The 16,440-nt window shown below is 43.1% G+C and carries 18 protein-coding genes; 11 read left to right on the top strand and 7 right to left on the bottom strand.

Going from position 1 to position 16,440, the window contains the following annotated elements; translation table 11 throughout:
• Window positions 1–209 precede the first annotated feature (209 nt).
• Window positions 210–518 (top strand): MGMT family protein, encoded by a 309-nt coding sequence (locus IH879_08385; protein MCH7674955.1) that lies wholly within the window; start codon window positions 210–212, stop codon window positions 516–518.
• Between the two features lie 5 nt (window positions 519–523).
• Here IH879_08385 and IH879_08380 read toward each other — a convergent pair whose 3' ends face one another.
• From IH879_08380 to IH879_08360, 5 genes are all read right to left on the bottom strand, one after another.
• Window positions 524–1,801: an RNA polymerase sigma factor gene (locus tag IH879_08380; protein ID MCH7674954.1), complete on the bottom strand. Its 1,278-nt coding sequence runs from the start codon at window positions 1,799–1,801 to the stop codon at window positions 524–526.
• Window positions 1,802–1,886: 85 nt separating this feature from the next.
• Window positions 1,887–2,549 (bottom strand): DUF2461 domain-containing protein, encoded by a 663-nt coding sequence (locus IH879_08375; GenBank protein MCH7674953.1) that lies wholly within the window; start codon window positions 2,547–2,549, stop codon window positions 1,887–1,889.
• Window positions 2,550–2,558: 9 nt separating this feature from the next.
• Window positions 2,559–3,113, bottom strand: coding sequence for a hypothetical protein (locus IH879_08370; GenBank protein MCH7674952.1), 555 nt, complete (start codon window positions 3,111–3,113; stop codon window positions 2,559–2,561).
• A gap of 23 nt (window positions 3,114–3,136) precedes the next feature.
• Window positions 3,137–3,478 carry a hypothetical protein gene (locus IH879_08365; protein ID MCH7674951.1) on the bottom strand — a complete coding sequence of 114 codons (342 nt, stop codon included), beginning with the start codon at window positions 3,476–3,478 and terminating at the stop codon, window positions 3,137–3,139.
• Window positions 3,479–3,573: 95 nt separating this feature from the next.
• Window positions 3,574–3,936, bottom strand: a complete 363-nt coding sequence (locus IH879_08360; GenBank protein MCH7674950.1) for a hypothetical protein — start codon at window positions 3,934–3,936, stop codon at window positions 3,574–3,576.
• A gap of 228 nt (window positions 3,937–4,164) precedes the next feature.
• Between IH879_08360 and IH879_08355 the strand changes: the two genes are divergently transcribed.
• Both IH879_08355 and IH879_08350 read left to right on the top strand, forming a co-directional pair.
• The gene (locus IH879_08355) at window positions 4,165–5,838 is read left to right on the top strand and encodes a hypothetical protein (GenBank protein MCH7674949.1); all 1,674 of its coding nucleotides are present in this window, start codon (window positions 4,165–4,167) and stop codon (window positions 5,836–5,838) included.
• 8 nt (window positions 5,839–5,846) lie between these two features.
• Window positions 5,847–7,241, top strand: a complete 1,395-nt coding sequence (locus tag IH879_08350; GenBank protein MCH7674948.1) for a hypothetical protein — start codon at window positions 5,847–5,849, stop codon at window positions 7,239–7,241.
• Between the two features lie 2 nt (window positions 7,242–7,243).
• Here IH879_08350 and IH879_08345 read toward each other — a convergent pair whose 3' ends face one another.
• Window positions 7,244–7,924 (bottom strand): class I SAM-dependent methyltransferase, encoded by a 681-nt coding sequence (locus tag IH879_08345; protein MCH7674947.1) that lies wholly within the window; start codon window positions 7,922–7,924, stop codon window positions 7,244–7,246.
• A gap of 122 nt (window positions 7,925–8,046) precedes the next feature.
• On the opposite strand from IH879_08345, the gene IH879_08340 reads away from it, so the two are divergent.
• Window positions 8,047–8,310, top strand: a complete 264-nt coding sequence (locus tag IH879_08340; GenBank protein MCH7674946.1) for a hypothetical protein — start codon at window positions 8,047–8,049, stop codon at window positions 8,308–8,310.
• Between the two features lie 6 nt (window positions 8,311–8,316).
• Here IH879_08340 and glpD read toward each other — a convergent pair whose 3' ends face one another.
• The gene (glpD, locus tag IH879_08335) at window positions 8,317–9,924 is read right to left on the bottom strand and encodes a glycerol-3-phosphate dehydrogenase (GenBank protein ID MCH7674945.1); all 1,608 of its coding nucleotides are present in this window, start codon (window positions 9,922–9,924) and stop codon (window positions 8,317–8,319) included.
• A gap of 372 nt (window positions 9,925–10,296) precedes the next feature.
• On the opposite strand from glpD, the gene IH879_08330 reads away from it, so the two are divergent.
• The 7 genes from IH879_08330 to IH879_08300 form a co-directional block, all read left to right on the top strand.
• Window positions 10,297–10,695, top strand: a complete 399-nt coding sequence (locus IH879_08330; GenBank protein ID MCH7674944.1) for a CBS domain-containing protein — start codon at window positions 10,297–10,299, stop codon at window positions 10,693–10,695.
• A gap of 41 nt (window positions 10,696–10,736) precedes the next feature.
• On the top strand, window positions 10,737–11,282 hold the full coding sequence (locus IH879_08325; GenBank protein ID MCH7674943.1) for a CBS domain-containing protein: 546 nt from the start codon (window positions 10,737–10,739) through the stop codon (window positions 11,280–11,282).
• A 116-nt stretch (window positions 11,283–11,398) separates the two neighbouring features.
• Window positions 11,399–13,234 carry a 2-oxoacid:acceptor oxidoreductase subunit alpha gene (locus IH879_08320; protein MCH7674942.1) on the top strand — a complete coding sequence of 612 codons (1,836 nt, stop codon included), beginning with the start codon at window positions 11,399–11,401 and terminating at the stop codon, window positions 13,232–13,234.
• Window positions 13,234–14,286 (top strand): 2-oxoacid:ferredoxin oxidoreductase subunit beta, encoded by a 1,053-nt coding sequence (locus IH879_08315; GenBank protein MCH7674941.1) that lies wholly within the window; start codon window positions 13,234–13,236, stop codon window positions 14,284–14,286. Before IH879_08320 ends, IH879_08315 begins: the two co-directional genes overlap by 1 nt.
• A 143-nt stretch (window positions 14,287–14,429) precedes the next feature.
• Window positions 14,430–14,690, top strand: coding sequence for a hypothetical protein (locus IH879_08310; protein ID MCH7674940.1), 261 nt, complete (start codon window positions 14,430–14,432; stop codon window positions 14,688–14,690).
• Window positions 14,691–14,709: 19 nt separating this feature from the next.
• Window positions 14,710–15,531 carry a rhomboid family intramembrane serine protease gene (locus tag IH879_08305; protein MCH7674939.1) on the top strand — a complete coding sequence of 274 codons (822 nt, stop codon included), beginning with the start codon at window positions 14,710–14,712 and terminating at the stop codon, window positions 15,529–15,531.
• 121 nt (window positions 15,532–15,652) lie between these two features.
• On the top strand, window positions 15,653–16,440 hold a 788-nt coding region (locus IH879_08300; GenBank protein ID MCH7674938.1), incomplete at its 3' end, for a pyridoxal-phosphate dependent enzyme.

Below are 16,440 nucleotides of genomic sequence, written 5' to 3'. Positions count from 1 at the left end.
GCAATCGAAAACAGGCACTTCTGTTCAGTGCGCTCCGTTGCGCGTCACCAACAAGCGGAACTCCTGTTAATTGACTCCCAAGCAGCTTAAACTGAAGTGTGGAATTCCAAATGGAAAGATGCTGATTATTCGAAGTAAACTCTTGAAGAATTGTATGATTCCTATGGACATACTGTGATAAAGAGAACTTTCCAGATCGCGCAAATGCAATGTCTTCAAATCTATTTAACAAAATTTATGAAATAATTTTAGAAATTCCACAGGGAAAAGTCGCAACCTATGGACAGGTGGCCGCCTTGGCAGGCAAGCCGCGCGCTGCCAGAACAGTGGGCTGGGCCTTGAATTCTCATCCAAAAAGCTCGGAGCTGCCATGGCAGCGGGTCATTAATGCTGGCGGCAAAAGTTCACTCCCCTTAGACAGCAAACGAAAATTGCAACAAGCACTCCTTGAAAAAGAGGGTGTCGTATTCGAGGATGGGCAGGTAAATTTGGATGTCTTTCAGTGGGACGGGAAATGAAAATTCTATTTCATTGCATTTGCAGGCATTTCTATTTTCGAATTCTCACACTCTTTCAACTTCCTCAACAAAAACCGCTTCTCCGGTTCCGTGCCAACCAACTCCAATGCCTTGCGGTAAAATTTAATTGCCTGCTTCGCCTTGCCCATTTGGGTAAAAAACTCAGCGTAGGTTGCCGGCAACAGATAATACGATTTCATCGGTGGCAGAGATTTGAGTTTTTCCAGCGCCTCAATCCCGGCCTCGGGACCCAGGACCATTGAAAGCGCAACCGCACGATTGAGCGCCACGACCGGCGAATGATTCATATTTACCAGCTCATCATAATAGGCAAGAATCCGCTGCCAATCTGTGGACTCGTAGCTTTCCGCAGTTGCATGACAAGAGGCGATCCCGGCTTGTAGATGATATTCGGACAATTCATCGCCGCTGGCGGCCTCATCTAAATGATGAAAACCCTGCCGAACGAGTCTCTCATCCCAAAGTGTCCTGTCCTGTTCTTTTAATACCAACAGATTTCCTTCGTAATCTACACGGGCGGGCAAACGAGAAGCCTGCAAAAACATCATCGCCAGCAGCGCATGGACTTTCGGCTGATCTCCAACCGGGTGTTCGGCAAGAATGCAGGTTAAACGAATTGCTTCCTTACATAAATCGTCCCGCACCAAAACTTCTCCTTGGTGAGCGCTGTATCCCTCATTGAATAATAAATAAAGCACCTCCAGCACGGAATCCAGGCGACCCGTAATTTCAGGTTGGTCGGGAAGCTCGAAAGGAAAATAACTCTCCCGGATGTTTCGCTTCGCGCGCACTAAACGCTGAGCAATGGTCGACTCCTGACTTAAAAAAGCCCGGGCAATTTCGGTAACGTTAAAACCGCACAAAGTTTTTAAAGTTAGCGCAATCCTCGCTTCTCTCGAAATTGCCGGATGGCAACAGACAAATATCATTTTAAGTTGGTCGTCTTTAAACTCATGATCCAATGTGATATTTGTATCTTCTATTGAAGAATTAAAATCCTGTTCAATCTTGTCGGCGATCTCAGTTTGCTTGTTCCGAAATGTGGATTGTCGACGTAGAATATCGATTGCACGGTTTTTTGCTGACTGCAGAATCCATCCGGCGGGGTTCTCGGGAATACCTTGAAACATCCACTGCTGTAGAGCTTTGAGGAGCGTTTCCTGGACAACATCTTCAACCAGATCGAGGTTTTGCACACCAAAGAAACGCGTCAAAGTCGAACCTACCTGACCGGCCTGGTGACGAAACAGGTGCTCAACCAGTTGACTTACGTTCTTCGATTCGAGGGTCGTTTCGTGACTGGAAAATTCAAGAGAACCGTTCTTAGACATTCGGGTCAAACCTTGCTTAGAAAGCTTTTTGAAGGAATTCATTGACCGGCTTACCGGCATGATAATAATCCATCAAGGTGTCCGTTAAGTTTTCATCCAAAAGCAGCTTCGCGTCGAACTTTGCAAAATAATAGAAAGCTTTATTAAAAATCAGCGGCTGTTTCTCCGCAGCTGCTTGGAATTCCCCTGGAATCCGTTTATTTTGTTCGCCATGAATTTCGCCGAATTTGCTTTTAAACTCTTTAGCACCAAGCACGCTTGAGAATCCTTCCTGGTTATCAGCGATTTGTTTTCTCAGCCGGTGCAAAACATCTTTGTCAATCATGTGAGCGCCACCGTAAATTCGGATTTCATCGGCGCCCAGTTGGAAATAATTGCCGGGGAAGCCCTTGTCTTTTTTACCCCTGGCCGAAACAATCGCTGCCATGTGGGTTTTGTACGGCGTCTTATCTTTCGAGAACCGGACATCGCGATTAATTCTGAAAATCGCATCTTTTGTTGAAATATCAACCTTCGGATCATCGGCGCGGATTCTGTCGATCATTTCTTGCACAAATTCAGCAAAGGGTTGTTTGACTGATTTTTCATAACGCTGGCGATTGGAGTCAAACCATTCTTTTTTATTATTCGCGGCCAATTCTTTAAAAAAATCTATGAAATCTTTTGTAAAATAAGCCATATTCTCTCCTCAATCTTTAGTAGAGACGGGAAAAGCAGGAGCTTTATTACTCATACGCTTAAACCGAAATGCTTCTTCTTTTCCCTGAATCACAACAAAAATGTTTAAAGAGTCGTCATCTATTTTCCGAAACCTTAAACCATCGAAAACAGCTTCTTTCGCAGTAAGGCTGATAAGAGGAAAATTAACTGAAACACCTTTTTCTTCCCAGCCAATGAAATCTCGACTGAAGTGCTTTATTTTAAGATTTAAACTATTAGATTCTTCTACAATAGTTTCAAATTCATAAAAAACAAGTTTTCCATCTTTAACGAATCGAAACATCCCCATCATACTATTACCCAAAGGTGGACTCCAAATCTCCTCGCATACGCCACCGAGCCCTTCTCCCCGCCAATGTCCGGAAATCCAGGATACATCAGCGATTGTAGCTTGAGCTCTTACCTTTTCATCATTCAACTTAAGTGTGTTTGGTGAATTTTGGTTTTGTGCAAAAGCGCCACGGCTCATATTAAAACCTACAATAAAGGCAACGGCTAAAATAATATAATATCTCAGTTTCATGGTCACCTCTCTATCTTTTGTGATCAGACATTTTCATGCGGATTGATCTCCCGAATTTCAACCCAACCGCCATAAGAAAAATGCGGACACTCCCTGGAAATTTCTACCGCATCGTCATAATTTTGGGCATCAATTAAGAAGAAACCGCCAATTGCTTCCTTGGTCTCCGTATACGGTCCATCCACAATCTGGCCATCTTTAGCCGACAGGACGCGTCCATCTCGTTTTAATTCCTGACTTGTATGATAAATTCCCTTCTCGATAAGTTTATTTGTCCAGTCATAATATTTTTGAATTATTTTCTCCCTCTGCTCATCGGAGAAAGTTTCAAATTGACCACGTAAAAGCAACAAATATTGTGACATTAGAACTCTCCTCTTTTTTATTGAAACCTTCCGAGTTTTGAAAACTTGGAAAACACCCGCCTTAGTCCCCCCTCGAGGGGGGATTTAGGGGGGTGTTACGAAGATTGCCTGCAGGCACCCAAGTGTATTTCCTGAATTTCAACAGAACCGCCATGACTTAGAATTGGGCATTTTCTGGCTATCTCCACGGCCTCCTGTAATTCATTCGTTTCAACCACAAAATAGCCGCCGATGGTTTCTTTGGTTTCCGTAAAAGGGCCATCGACAATTTCTCCATTTTTGACTGTCACCCGGTGCCTGACATCATCTTTGAGTTTTTGCGCCCCTCTAAGTTTGTCACCATTTTCGATGCTTTCAATCCAGGCGTCGTATATTTCTAAAAGTTTTTGCAACTCTTCCGGCGAATAATGATTCAACTGTTCATTCACGCCGCGCAGCAATAAAATAAATTGAGCCATTTTAACCTCTTTTTTAAAAATGACGAATTAACGTTGCAATATTCGACATTTTTGTTTTGATTATACTTTAAATTATTAAGAAAATCAATATTGGCTGGGTCTCAAAGAGTGAATTTTTTGCACAAGACTATGAGCGAAAATAAACATGCGCAGAAGCTTTTAGATGCCTGTAAATATTATTGGTTAAACCAAAAGTATTCTAAGTACTTAATTTAAAGGTTTGAAATCATGGAAACAAAACAGCGATTGAAAAATTTTCTACTGTTCACAGCAGCTATTTTATCCCTAAACATCATCAGTTGTGAAATCATCGGGGATAGCACCGGAGTTACAGAACCCTCGGAAGTAGATGTTGAAGCGGCCAAGGTCAAAGTGCAAGAGGCCAACCTTGCGCTTGGCGACGCTGTTCGCAACGCCAGGCAACTCGATATCGAGGACCTCGAGGATTTGGATGACGTTACGGGATTTAAGGAAGCGCGGGACCTTTACGCGGAGGCATTTCTCCTGGACCCGAATAATTTAGACGCCAATTTAGGGTATGCAGTGACTCAGATCATCCTTATCAAAGATGACGGCGAGCTTCAACGGCTGCGGGATGAATGGGTAAATTTTGACAGCACCGCAGATTTTGATCTTCCGGAAGTATCTCTTTTTAAAACTTCTCCGTTGATTAGCCAAGAAGATCTGTCATTAAATGGGCGCACATTTGCCGGGACTCTATACGGCTCATCCAGAATTCTTTTTCAGGACCCGCCGTTGGCAAGTGAAATGCAAGATGCTGTGCGGAACATCGTTTTGCCATCGTTTGAAATTTCAATTGAGAGAATGAATACCATTGTTGAGAGTGACAGCGCTGATCAATATACTTTTATTGTAACCAGCGAAATGCAAGGAGGCACGTCCGGTGAACTGGAGGAAGAACCAATTGAGCTTGATTTAACCGATTTCAAAGTGTTTTATGCATCCCTGCTGAGTACTCGTGCGGGTTTAAGAGTCTTCCTGGCCTACGATTTAGATGTCACTTCTTACGATAGCACCGGAATTACGAATGCACTCAAACAAGATAGTAATTTTTTTACCCTGAAGGATGCAAACGAAATGAGGAGAGCCAAAGCTGATTTGACCAAAGCCGCGAATTTGGTTTTAGAAGGCATAACTTTCCTCCGTAATGAAACAGATGATCAGGAGGACGATTTTATAAGGGTTGACCCCGCAGGTGACGGCGATTTGGATATTGATAATCTCGACGAGATAGAGACAAGGGTAATGGAATTTCTCGATGCTATTAATGGAGAAGTCACACTAACTGAAGACTGGGATGATGATGACGGGACACCCGATGCTGAATTAACAATTTCTCTTAATGCATTTTTTGACAACCCGCCCCAAAATCCAAAACAATTGCTGCCGAGCTATATGATTGAACGGGATACAGAAGACGGCGATGATGAACGCGATCAATTTGTCTGGACTGCGCAAACTTTCGATGCCTGGATTTTTCCGGATCCGACATTTAATGGCCTGCTGCCGGCAATGACCGATACTCTGTTAAAAGAAATCTTCGCCATAACATATGTACCAGGCGACATTGATTTGACCATTGGTTTTCCCGATAGCAGCAGCTTAAATCATGATTACTCCTGGAACGACAGCCCGGTTTACCATTTGCAAGTTCAAAATCTCTCAACCTTCCAAACGGTTTGGGAAATTCACGGCATTAATTTTGACAATACCATTTTTTCCCCGGTAACACATGGGACACCGCCGGCAAACTCAATGCAAACGATTTTGACCGAACCAACGCTCACCCCGGGACAATCATATAGGATTTGGATTGAACGGGAAGGCAATGGACCGTTTAGTGATCACGAATATGAAGTGAGAGACTTCATGGCACGATAACAACGCATATGACAAAGAATCAATCAAAATGTTTGGGACTTGTTTTATTCTTACTTGCACTTACGTTAAACTTATCAAGCGCGGAAGCGCAAATTTCTGTTTATGAAAAGCTCACCGGCACCCAGCAGCTCTTTTCAAATGAAATAGCTCAACAACCAAACTCTGCCGGGCTTACAATTAAAATGAAAGCGGGATATGATGATCTGCTCAGAAAAGCCACACAATTTGAAGAGATAAAATTGGCACGCTGGACTTACGGTGCTTCGGTTGATTGGAGAACATCCGCAAATCAAAGCTGGCATTTTGACTTACACCGCGCAGGGAAAACATTTAGAGCTGTTCAATTTGATTCAAGTTGGAACTTTCAAAATCTAATCAAAACCAACCTTTTCAGAGTGACTCACCAAAGAAAGCTTGGCAGACTGCCGATTATTCTGCTTTCTTATCTGCAAGTTTATGACCACCAGAAAACTCAATGGAATTACGGTGTCGGAATCCAGGGAAGGCTTAACAATTATCGATTCGGTTTCGAAGGTGAGTACAAAAGTTGGTTTCCATTTTTTCAAACGTTTTCGAGTAATAACCTTTACCAGATTGAAGTGCTCTTTCCTTCTTTGGCAAATATCCGACAATTGAGATGGTCGGTCGCCGGAAGTTTAATTGGTTTCAATTTTGAATCATTTATCCGGACGGGTAAGCTCGTTCCTTCAAGTCGCCAGGAACGCGAATATACTTTTATGCCTTCCGCAGAGGTTCAAACATTTATGGGTTCGCTTCAAAAGACTTTCGCTTCAAGCTGGCAAACAAACCTTAAGTTTATTCTGGACCAAATTAAAGGAGATGGTATTTTACGTTTCCGAGATAGAAAATACGGTAGTATTCACTTACATACTTTTCGATTTTATGATGTGCGATTCTCCATAAACCAGCGGGAAAAGCCAGGAAATTATGAATTTGGAATTGCCTATCAAAGATTGTCTGGAAAAACGAATGCAAGCATTGAATCCTGGCCATTTGATGATTCAGGTGTGGATTTCTTCAGAGAAAAACAATCGTTAGTTGGCAGCGGCCATATTGCCTTAAGCAGAACCTGGCTGCAATCGTTTCTAAAACTTTCGAAAGTATTTTACATAAATCTGTTGGCAGAATATATTCATGTGAAACCCGATGTCAGACTAAGAACATGGGGGTCTGCCTTAATTTTTGGGACCGGCCAAGTTGAACAACATGTATTCGATAACAACCAAAACTTTCTCAGGATTGGCATCTCCCCTAAATTAAAACTGTCGAAAAATTTGAATATTGAGTTTCTGCTAAACCAATGGATTCCCATCGACAAGAAGGCAACAGCAAGGTCAAAAGGGGGAAGGTTTGGACAGGTCATCCTAAGCTACAATATGTAACCTCATTGTTTTACGGCCGAAATAATCGCTGCTGAACCCGCCGTATATTTTTCCAACTGTATATCAATAAATCCGAAACGCTTCAAAGCTTCCAAATACTCAGGAATCCAGCGGCTGTTTTTTACAAAAGGGGCTAACTCGTCAAAAACATTTCGCCACTTAGGGAAGAGTGTCGTCCCGATTATCTTCATAAAAAACATATGCAAGTGCCACAAACGCTTAAACACAAAGTTTGACGGGTACGCAAAGTCGTGCAACACCAGAACCCCGCCGCTTTTTAGATTTAGGGAAATGTTTTTCAATAGAACGTCTGCCGGAACATATTTGGGAATGTAAGAAGATGTCACACAATCAAATGTCTCGCGAAGTTTCACATCTTCGGCGCGGGCGCAAATTAGTTGAACTTCGGAACAGTCATTCAAAAATGCTTTCTTTTTTGCCTCAACCAGATATTCCCACATCATATCGACACCGACAATTTTGCAGCACGGATTCATTTTCGCTAATTTAAAGGCGACAATTCCAGTGCCGCAAGCAAGGTCCAGTATCTTTCGCGATTTTGGCACTTTTGCAAGAAGTTTCTTCTTCCAATAGCGGTCGGCGCCATAAGTGAAGAGATTCACTATCCAATCATAGGATGTGCCAGTGCCGGTAAAAAAGCGTTTGACGATATCTGTTTCCAGAGGAAGCCTTTACAAAATTTTAAAAGTACAAGAAAAAAATTTCAAAAAAACGCTTGACAGGTGAACATGATTTCACTATATTGAATGGTGAACATTTTTAACCCTTATTGGAGTATAGTGACATGAACTCAAACGGCATATTTCAAGATCCGTATTGCAAGAGAGAATTTTGGGAAAACCAATTGAGTGAAAAATCTCATGCGGAATTAACCGAATGCTTAACCGACTTCGAAAAATTCTCTGTAACAGTGGAAAACGATTTTCGGATTGTCATGTCAGCCAGCAGAGCCAAAGTCTGCTTGGAAGTTTTAGAAAATCTGATCCGGCAGAGGACCTCTGAGACAAAGAACGTAAACCAGGGCGATTTATTTGATACGTTTGATTAACAGCCACTACCAACGCCCGTAAAGCTCCTCGACTCTTCGCTCATAATCCTTCACTTCCTGCTTGATTTTTTTACGCCGCCAGCCCAAGAATTTGCCCATAACTTTTGCCCCCTCTTTTGCACAATCCAAGCCACGGCACGCACTGGTGCCAATACTGGCCCGGCGAATGTAAATGTCAGCCAAAGTACGCGGAAGCTCGTTTTGCAGAGAAAAAATAATCTGTGCTTTAATGTCCGGGTTGTGTTTGCAAATTCTATCTTTGAGTTTTGGCTCAGAATCGATAAGCTGTAAAACTTCCTTTACCTTTGTGCCATAAATTGAAATCAAATAAACGACTTGCTCAGAAGTCAATCCATATTTGAGGCAGTATTTTTTTGAATTGTAACTGACAAAGCGGTCGATGCTTTTCATGCCGCCTCCCCAAAGCGGTGAGTGGCGGGTTCGGCAAGCCGGAGAAGGCAGCCGTAATTTCTCGAAAATAATATCCACCGTCTGCTCGGCTAAATTTCGATAAGTTGTCAGTTTGCCGCCAATTATTGAAAGAAGTCCATCTAAATCTTCATCCTCATGGTCGAAAATAATATGGCTTCGAGTAATTTCCGCTTCTTCCGTTTCACTTTGAGTCAAAGGAAGGGGCCGAATGCCGGCCAAACTGTAGAGAACATCCTCCCCGGTCATCTGTGCTTGCGGAAAAACAAAGTTTACTTCGCGCAGCAGATATTCAATTTCCTTCGGAGTTGCGTGCACCCGATCAAAATCACCTTTGTAACGAATATCGGTTGTGCCCACCCAGTAATAATCACGCCACGGGATAATAAAAAAAGGCCGGCCATCTTGCTGCGCCGGACAATAAATTGCGTGCCTGGGGCCTTTCGAAAATTTCGGCAGCAAAATATGGCTGCCTTTTGTCCCGCCCATCTTTTGAGAAGATGTAAGATGATTGAGGTTTAAAACTTTATCAACCCAGGGCCCTGAAGCGTTTACGACAATCCCACCATAAATTTCGGCGGCCTCACCGTTCAAACTGTCCCGCACTTTTATACCGATAATTTGCTCCTTCGTATGAATCAGCTTGATAACTTCGGTGTAATTGCAGATATTAGCGCCGGCGGCTTTTGCAAGCAAAATGTTCTCAAGACATAACCGTTCCGGATAGGTAACCTGGCAATCGTAGTAGACAAACCCGCCTCTGCAGTTTTTTGTGCGGATGTTCGGCTCTAAATCATGCAGCTCGTCACATGAATAGGACTTGTGATTCTTCAGGCTTTTATCATAAGAAAGCATATCATAAGCGATCAGCCCCAACTTGACTTTTCCGTAGCCGTACTTGTTGTCTTCAAAAATCGGGATGACAAACTTTATAGGTTTGACTAAATGGGGCGCTTGGCTAAGAAGTCGTTCTCGTTCCCGTAACGACTCCCGGACGAGACCAATTTCGTAATGTTCGAGATAACGCAAGCCGCCGTGAATGAGTTTTGTAGAACGAAAGGTCGTTCCAAATGCAAAGTCGTTTTTTTCCGCTAAATAAACAGAGAGACCTCGTTCTGCTGCATCTCTCGCAATCCCGGCGCCATTAATTCCGCCGCCGATTATGATGACATCGTATTCTTTCATTACTTTCTGAGTCCACGAAATTAAAAAACGTTTAATTTTAAATTATTGAGTCTTTCGGGTGATCGACTCTTTCTTGATGGAAATTCAAATCCTTCTGTTCAGCTCGTTGTTTCAAAAAAATTATGGCAACAATATTATTAAAAAAATACTATTTGTCAATAGCAGATGCGCGATCCTAATTTCGAATTCTGATAGCACAGTTTAGTAAATCAAGAATGGTTAAGGACTGCCGAATTAGTAAAGAAAACAGAAATTTAAATACAAAAATTCCGCAATTTTCATAAGGCAAAAAGAGTTGCTTTTTATAATTTAACTATTTATATTTAGGGTCAATTTTTTCGATTAGATGTGAATGATAACCAGGAGAATAAAATGGACTCCACAACACTTAGATCTCCCCTGAAAACATTAAACCCCAAGAAACCCATTTCTGTGAACCACGATGCTTCTTTAAAAAGTGTAATCGACAAAATGAAGGAACATGGGATTGGCTGCGTTTGTGTTGTGGAAAAAAGCTGGCTGGTAGGCATTTTTACAGAACGGGATATTTTAACGAAAATTGTCTGCAGCGATCTTGACCTGGAAAAAACGCAGGTTAACGAGGTCATGACGGTAAATCCGGAATATCTATATATGGACGACGAAATTGCTTTTGCCTTGAACCGAATGCATGTTGGCGGATTCCGGCACATTCCTCTGGTGAATCTCCAGAACGAACCTCAAGGTGTTATCTCGGTGAGAGATATAGCCGCTCATTTAGTACAAAATTAAATGTTTGAAAACTTAAAAAGTCTTATGAGGAGGCGATAAAATTGGGAGAACTCGATTTTCAAGAATTTGATGACGAGCTGCAGAGCATGGAAGAGCTCATGGACGAAGCTAAAACAACCTTAAGTGATAAAAGCTTAAAGGTACCGCTGAAGTCTCTGAATTTAAAGAAAGCGGTCGTTGTGGCGGTTGGCACCTCTCTCAAGAAGTGCATCGAAAAGATGCTGGCACGTCATTTTGGTTGTCTGTTGGTGGTTAAAGACACAAAATATTGCGGTATCTTTACGGAACGCGATGTTCTGCTTAGAGTAGCCGGTATGGATCTCAATTTAGAAACCTCAAAAATTGAGGACTTTATGACCCCGGATGCGGTTCAACTGGAAATGGAAGATACCATTGAAACTGCACTTCGTCTCATGGTAAAAGGCGGCTATCGTCATATTTGCATCGTAGATGAAAAGGATCATCCTTTGTCTCTGGTTTCAATCAAAGATATTGTTAGCTTCATTGTTGAATTCTTTCCGCAAGATGTTTTAAATCTGCCGCCCCATCCAATTCGGATTGGAACGAAAAATCGGGAAGGTGGTTGATTTTAGCAAATTGTGAGCAACTAATTAAATTTTTGGCATTACTATAGATTGATTTTATTTCATCCAAAAGAAGATTCTGAACCAATTAACCTTAATGAACGGAGTAATTTAAGAAAATGAGTAAACCTGTAGAGTCACTCAAAGAAGCAACCATTCGATTTGCCGGCGACTCGGGTGACGGAATGCAGCTTGTTGGCGGAGAAATGGCCAACACATCCGCTTTAATTGGAAATGACATCGGAGTTCTGCCGGATTTCCCCGCGGAGATTCGCGCTCCTGCCGGTACTTTACCCGGCGTAAGTGGTTATCAGTTACACATCAGCAGTTTTGATATTCATACTCCCGGGGAAAAATATGACGCCTTGGTAGCCATGAACCCTGCTGCGCTTAAAACGAACCTTGAAAATCTCAAGCCAAATGGGATTTTAATTATAAATGTGGGAGGCTTTAAAGATCGAAACCTGAAACTTGCACATTACGATTCCAATCCACTTGAAGACGGCTCATTAGATAAATATCAGCTTTTTGCAGTCGACATGAACACGCTTACCCACAAAGCTCTCGAGGAGCTTGGCCTCTCAGCAAAGATTGTGGATCGGTGCAAAAACTTTTTCGCACTGGGTATGGTGTTCTGGCTTTATAATCGTACGATGGACCATGCGTTGAGCTTACTTAAATCGAAATTTTCAAAGAAACCTGAGCTTGCTGAAGCCAATTCGCGCGCACTCAAAGCTGGGTCCGTGTATTGTGAAGCAACTGAACAATTCGCGACCTCCTACGAAGTAAAGCCTGCTAAACTACCCAGAGGAAAATATCGAAACATAAGCGGCAACACCGCCACCGCTCTTGGGCTCATTGCAGCATCTCAGAAATCAGGTTTGCCGCTCTTTTTAGGAAGTTACCCAATCACGCCCGCGAGTGATATTTTGCATGAGTTATCAAAGTATAAACACTACGGCGTCCGTACTTTCCAGGCAGAAGATGAAATTGCCGCCATTTGTTCGGTGATTGGAGCCGCCTATTCCGGCTCATTAGCGGTTACTTCTACAAGCGGCCCGGGATTAGCACTTAAAGGTGAAGCCCTTGGCTTAGCCATTTCTGTCGAACTTCCGCTGGTCGTATGCAACGTTCAGCGAGCCGGCCCAAGTACAGGTATGCCAACCAAAACCGAGCAAGCCGATTTAATGCAGGCTTTGTACGGCAGAAACGGCGAGGCGCCCCTTCCGGTTGTTGCGGCTTCCAAACCTGCCGATTGCTTTGAAACAGCTTACGAAGCTTGCCGAATTGCCATTAAACATATGACCCCGGTTCTTTTTTTATCCGACGGCTACTTAGCCAATGGCGCCGAACCCTGGCCCATACCGAAAGCCGAGGATCTGCCGGAAATCCCGGTTAATTTCGCAAAAGATCCGGAAAGCTTTGAGCCGTTTTTGCGAGATGAGGATACCCTGGCACGGCCTTGGGCAATTCCCGGAACTCCCGGATTGGAACATAGAATCGGCGGCATTGAAAAAGAGGCAGTAACCGGCAATGTTAGTTATGATCCGCGCAATCATGAGTACATGACTCGAATGCGCGCTGAAAAAATCGAAAAAATTGCCAACGACATCCCCCCTACTGAAATTGAAGGCAAAAAAACCGGGGATTTACTTTTAGTTGGTTGGGGCAGCACTTATGGTGCAATTAAGACTGCGGTCGAGCACAAACAAAAAGAAGGCAAGCCGGTTTCCAGAATTCATATAATACATCTTAACCCACTTCCAAAAGATTTGGGGGAAATCTTAAAAAGTTTCAAACATGTTTTGATACCGGAAATTAACGCCGGTCAACTTGTGAACGTCATCAGAGCAAAATATATGGTTCCCGCAATTGGGTTTAATAAAGTGCAGGGACTACCTTTCTTTTCATCAGAGATTGAGCAAAAAATTGACGAAATTTTGGAGAGCAAATAATGAATGCAGAAACGAAGGCCATTTCACCAAATGGCCCAACAGAGCTGAAGCTGACTAAGAAAGATTTCGAATCCGATCAGGAGGTTCGCTGGTGCCCGGGTTGTGGAGATTATGCCATTCTGGCCCAAACACAACGGACGTTACCTGATTTAAACATTCCAAAGGAAAAATATGTGTTTGTATCTGGAATCGGTTGTTCAAGCAGGTTTCCATACTACATGGACACTTATGGATTTCATACAATCCACGGACGCGCTCCAGCGATTGCCACCGGAATTAAAATCACAAATCCTGACCTTTCAGTCTGGGTCATTACCGGCGACGGTGATGCATTAAGCATTGGTGGAAATCATTTCATCCATCTGTTGCGCCGCAATGTAGATATTAACGTAATTCTATTCAATAATCGAATTTACGGATTGACCAAAGGGCAGTACTCACCAACTTCCGAATTTGGGAAGGTGACAAAATCGACGCCATTTGGCTCAGTGGATCATCCGTTTAACCCGGTCAGTGTGGCACTCGGCGCGAGCGCAACTTTTGTAGCGCGTACCACGGATAGAGATCCTGCCCATTTGCAAAAGATCATAAAACGGGCTTCCGCGCATAAAGGAACCGCTTTAATTGAAGTCTTACAGAACTGCAATATTTTTAATGATGGCACCTGGTTTAAATATACGGACAAAAATTCCAAAGCTGAGAACGTCGTTTATCTTGAACATGGCAAGCCGCTGGTTTTTGGCGCTGAACAAGACAAGGGAATCCGGCTCAACGGATTTAGACCGGAGGCCGTGTCTTTGACAAATGGTAAATATTCTGAGAAGGACTTACTGGTGCATGATGAAAAAGACACCGACGCGACCTACGCCTTCATTTTGAGTCACATGATGGACAACCCAAACCTCCCCATTCCCGTTGGAGTTTTTCGCGCAATCGACAAGGTGTGTTATGAAGACGCAATGGCCCAGCAAATCGAAGCTTCCAAGGAGAAATTTGGCAAACCCGATCTGCAGGCGCTGCTTGAGGCCGGAGACACATGGGATGTGGAATAGTTTTTTTTGAAGACCGAATTTGCTTACAAAGCCCGGTGAGATATTCACTGGGCTTCTTTTTTAGTTAAAATGCTCGTAACTCTTGAATATACTTTTTGAATTTTGTACCTTCGGCCCAACACAGTCAGTCGAATAAATTAAATATGGCTCAAATAGCATCCAATCGTCACATTTTCTTAATCGTAATTTCCTGGCTCCTAAGTCGTCTCTGGTTGAGTTTTGAGATTTCACGACTTGCAATTCTTCGTGCAACCCAAAAGCCGGCGGTTATTCGCTTAACCCGGCAGCAACGCAGACTCCTGCCAACTCACTGGATTGTTGAAAGAAACGTGCTCTATTGTCTAAGCGTAAATGACACCTGCGATCAAATGATCATTAGAGAAACCCCAATTGAACCCAACTAATCAGATTTGGAGATAACCAATGAGTGAAGGACGGAATTTAGGATCAATTTTATGTCCAAACTGTGGTAAATTGATCAGTTCCACAGCCGCGGAATGTATGCATTGCGGCACAAAAAATCCGAATCTCTGGGGGTTTTCGGAGATACTCAGAAAGTTTTTTGGTAGGCAACTAAGTCTCGTCCCAATCATTGTTACGACCTGCATTGCACTTTACATACTAAGTATCGCGCTTGATCCCTCAGCGATTTTTCAAACACGCGGTTTCTTAGGGTTTTTAACCCCTTCCACCAATAGTCTTGTCAACTTAGGCATGACTGGAGCTTACCCAATCTCAAGAGGTCATTGGTGGACTTTAATCACCGCAATATATTTGCACGGAAGTATCTTACACATCATATTCAACACACTTTGGATTCGACAATTGGGACCGACCGTTGAAGAACTATTTGGTACCTCGCGCAGTTTTATGATTTTCACAATTTCCGGTGCTCTTGGATTTGTTTTGTCAACTTTTGCGGGAAACTATTTTACTATAGGTGCTTCTGGTTCAATTTTCGGACTGCTGGGGGCGCTTGTTTATTATGGCAGGAAACGCGGCGGTTCATTTGGTACTGCGGTCTATAAACAAACCGGCCAGTGGGCAATTGTGCTTTTTATTTTTGGCTTCTTGTTTCCGGGAATCGATAATTTTGCTCACGGTGGGGGCTTTATCGGCGGCTATTTAACAGCATCACTGTTAGGATTTATTGAAATAAAAAAAGAAAACAGAACACACCAACTATTAGCTTTAGGGGCTATTGGCATAACAATTCTCGCCTTTTTGCTGGCAATCCTAAGCTGAATTTTTCCTGATTCTAGTTCTCATTCATTGTTCTTTTCAAATCTGCTCAGACTTTAGGCTTGACAATTAAGCCGCATCTCTCTACTTTTTAATAAAGCTCACCCCTAACCAAAACAAACTCTTGAAAAACCAATCTTACAAAGCCTGGTACAAATGCATCAATGACTGTTCAGGAACTTATCCTCTGACTGAAATCATCTACCGCTGTCCGAAATGCGGCGACTTATTGGAAGTCCAACACGATTTGAAAAGATTGAGCAGCAAATCTCCACAAAAGTGGAAAGAACTTTTTGCTGAACGACTTCAAAACTCCACAGGACCATTTGCCAGCGGCGTCTGGAGTAAAAAAGAGTGGATCTGTCCGGAACTCGAAATTGAACACATCATCTCAATCGGTGAAGGCCGCACTCCCCTGTTCCCGGCCAGAAAACTGGCGAAGCATTCCGGCATCAAAAATCTTTGGGTCAAACTTTGCGGTAACAGCCACACCGGTTCGTTCAAAGATTTGGGAATGACAATACTAGTCTCGATGGTCAATCAAGTGATTGCAGACGGGCAAAACATCAAAGCTGTTGCTTGTGCGTCAACGGGGGATACATCAGCGGCTTTAGCTGCGTATTGTGCTGCTGCCGGAATTCCCGCGCTGGTTCTGCTGCCCAAAAATAAAATCTCAACCGCGCAACTCATTCAACCGATTGCAAATGGCACCTTCACTCTTTCTCTCGACACCGATTTCGACGGCTGCATGGAAATCGTGCAAAAGCTCACGGAATCCAAAGAAATCTACCTGGCCAATTCCATGAATTCGTTGAGGATTGAAGGCCAGAAGACTGTCAGTATTGAAATGCTGGAACAATTAAATTGGCAGGCCCCGGATTGGGTGATCGTTCCGGGTGGCAACCTGGGAAA

The sequence above is a fragment of the candidate division KSB1 bacterium genome, assembly GCA_022562085.1.
Taxonomy (GTDB): Bacteria; Zhuqueibacterota; Zhuqueibacteria; order Oceanimicrobiales; family Oceanimicrobiaceae; genus Oceanimicrobium.
Note: the sequence above shows the minus strand (reverse complement) of the source record. Positions and strands in the feature narration are given on the sequence as shown.

What these genes read in the sequence shown, in the direction of transcription:
- IH879_08385 (MCH7674955.1), top strand. Translation starts at nt 210, where the DNA reads ATGTCTTCAAATCTATTTAACAAAATTTATGAAATAATTTTAGAAATT.
- IH879_08375 (MCH7674953.1), bottom strand. Translation starts at nt 2,549, where the DNA reads ATGGCTTATTTTACAAAAGATTTCATAGATTTTTTTAAAGAATTGGCC.
- IH879_08370 (MCH7674952.1), bottom strand. Translation starts at nt 3,113, where the DNA reads ATGAAACTGAGATATTATATTATTTTAGCCGTTGCCTTTATTGTAGGT.
- IH879_08365 (MCH7674951.1), bottom strand. Translation starts at nt 3,478, where the DNA reads ATGTCACAATATTTGTTGCTTTTACGTGGTCAATTTGAAACTTTCTCC.
- IH879_08360 (MCH7674950.1), bottom strand. Translation starts at nt 3,936, where the DNA reads ATGGCTCAATTTATTTTATTGCTGCGCGGCGTGAATGAACAGTTGAAT.
- IH879_08355 (MCH7674949.1), top strand. Translation starts at nt 4,165, where the DNA reads ATGGAAACAAAACAGCGATTGAAAAATTTTCTACTGTTCACAGCAGCT.
- IH879_08350 (MCH7674948.1), top strand. Translation starts at nt 5,847, where the DNA reads ATGACAAAGAATCAATCAAAATGTTTGGGACTTGTTTTATTCTTACTT.
- IH879_08340 (MCH7674946.1), top strand. Translation starts at nt 8,047, where the DNA reads ATGAACTCAAACGGCATATTTCAAGATCCGTATTGCAAGAGAGAATTT.
- glpD (MCH7674945.1), bottom strand. Translation starts at nt 9,924, where the DNA reads ATGAAAGAATACGATGTCATCATAATCGGCGGCGGAATTAATGGCGCC.
- IH879_08330 (MCH7674944.1), top strand. Translation starts at nt 10,297, where the DNA reads ATGGACTCCACAACACTTAGATCTCCCCTGAAAACATTAAACCCCAAG.
- IH879_08320 (MCH7674942.1), top strand. Translation starts at nt 11,399, where the DNA reads ATGAGTAAACCTGTAGAGTCACTCAAAGAAGCAACCATTCGATTTGCC.
- IH879_08315 (MCH7674941.1), top strand. Translation starts at nt 13,234, where the DNA reads ATGAATGCAGAAACGAAGGCCATTTCACCAAATGGCCCAACAGAGCTG.
- IH879_08310 (MCH7674940.1), top strand. Translation starts at nt 14,430, where the DNA reads ATGGCTCAAATAGCATCCAATCGTCACATTTTCTTAATCGTAATTTCC.
- IH879_08305 (MCH7674939.1), top strand. Translation starts at nt 14,710, where the DNA reads ATGAGTGAAGGACGGAATTTAGGATCAATTTTATGTCCAAACTGTGGT.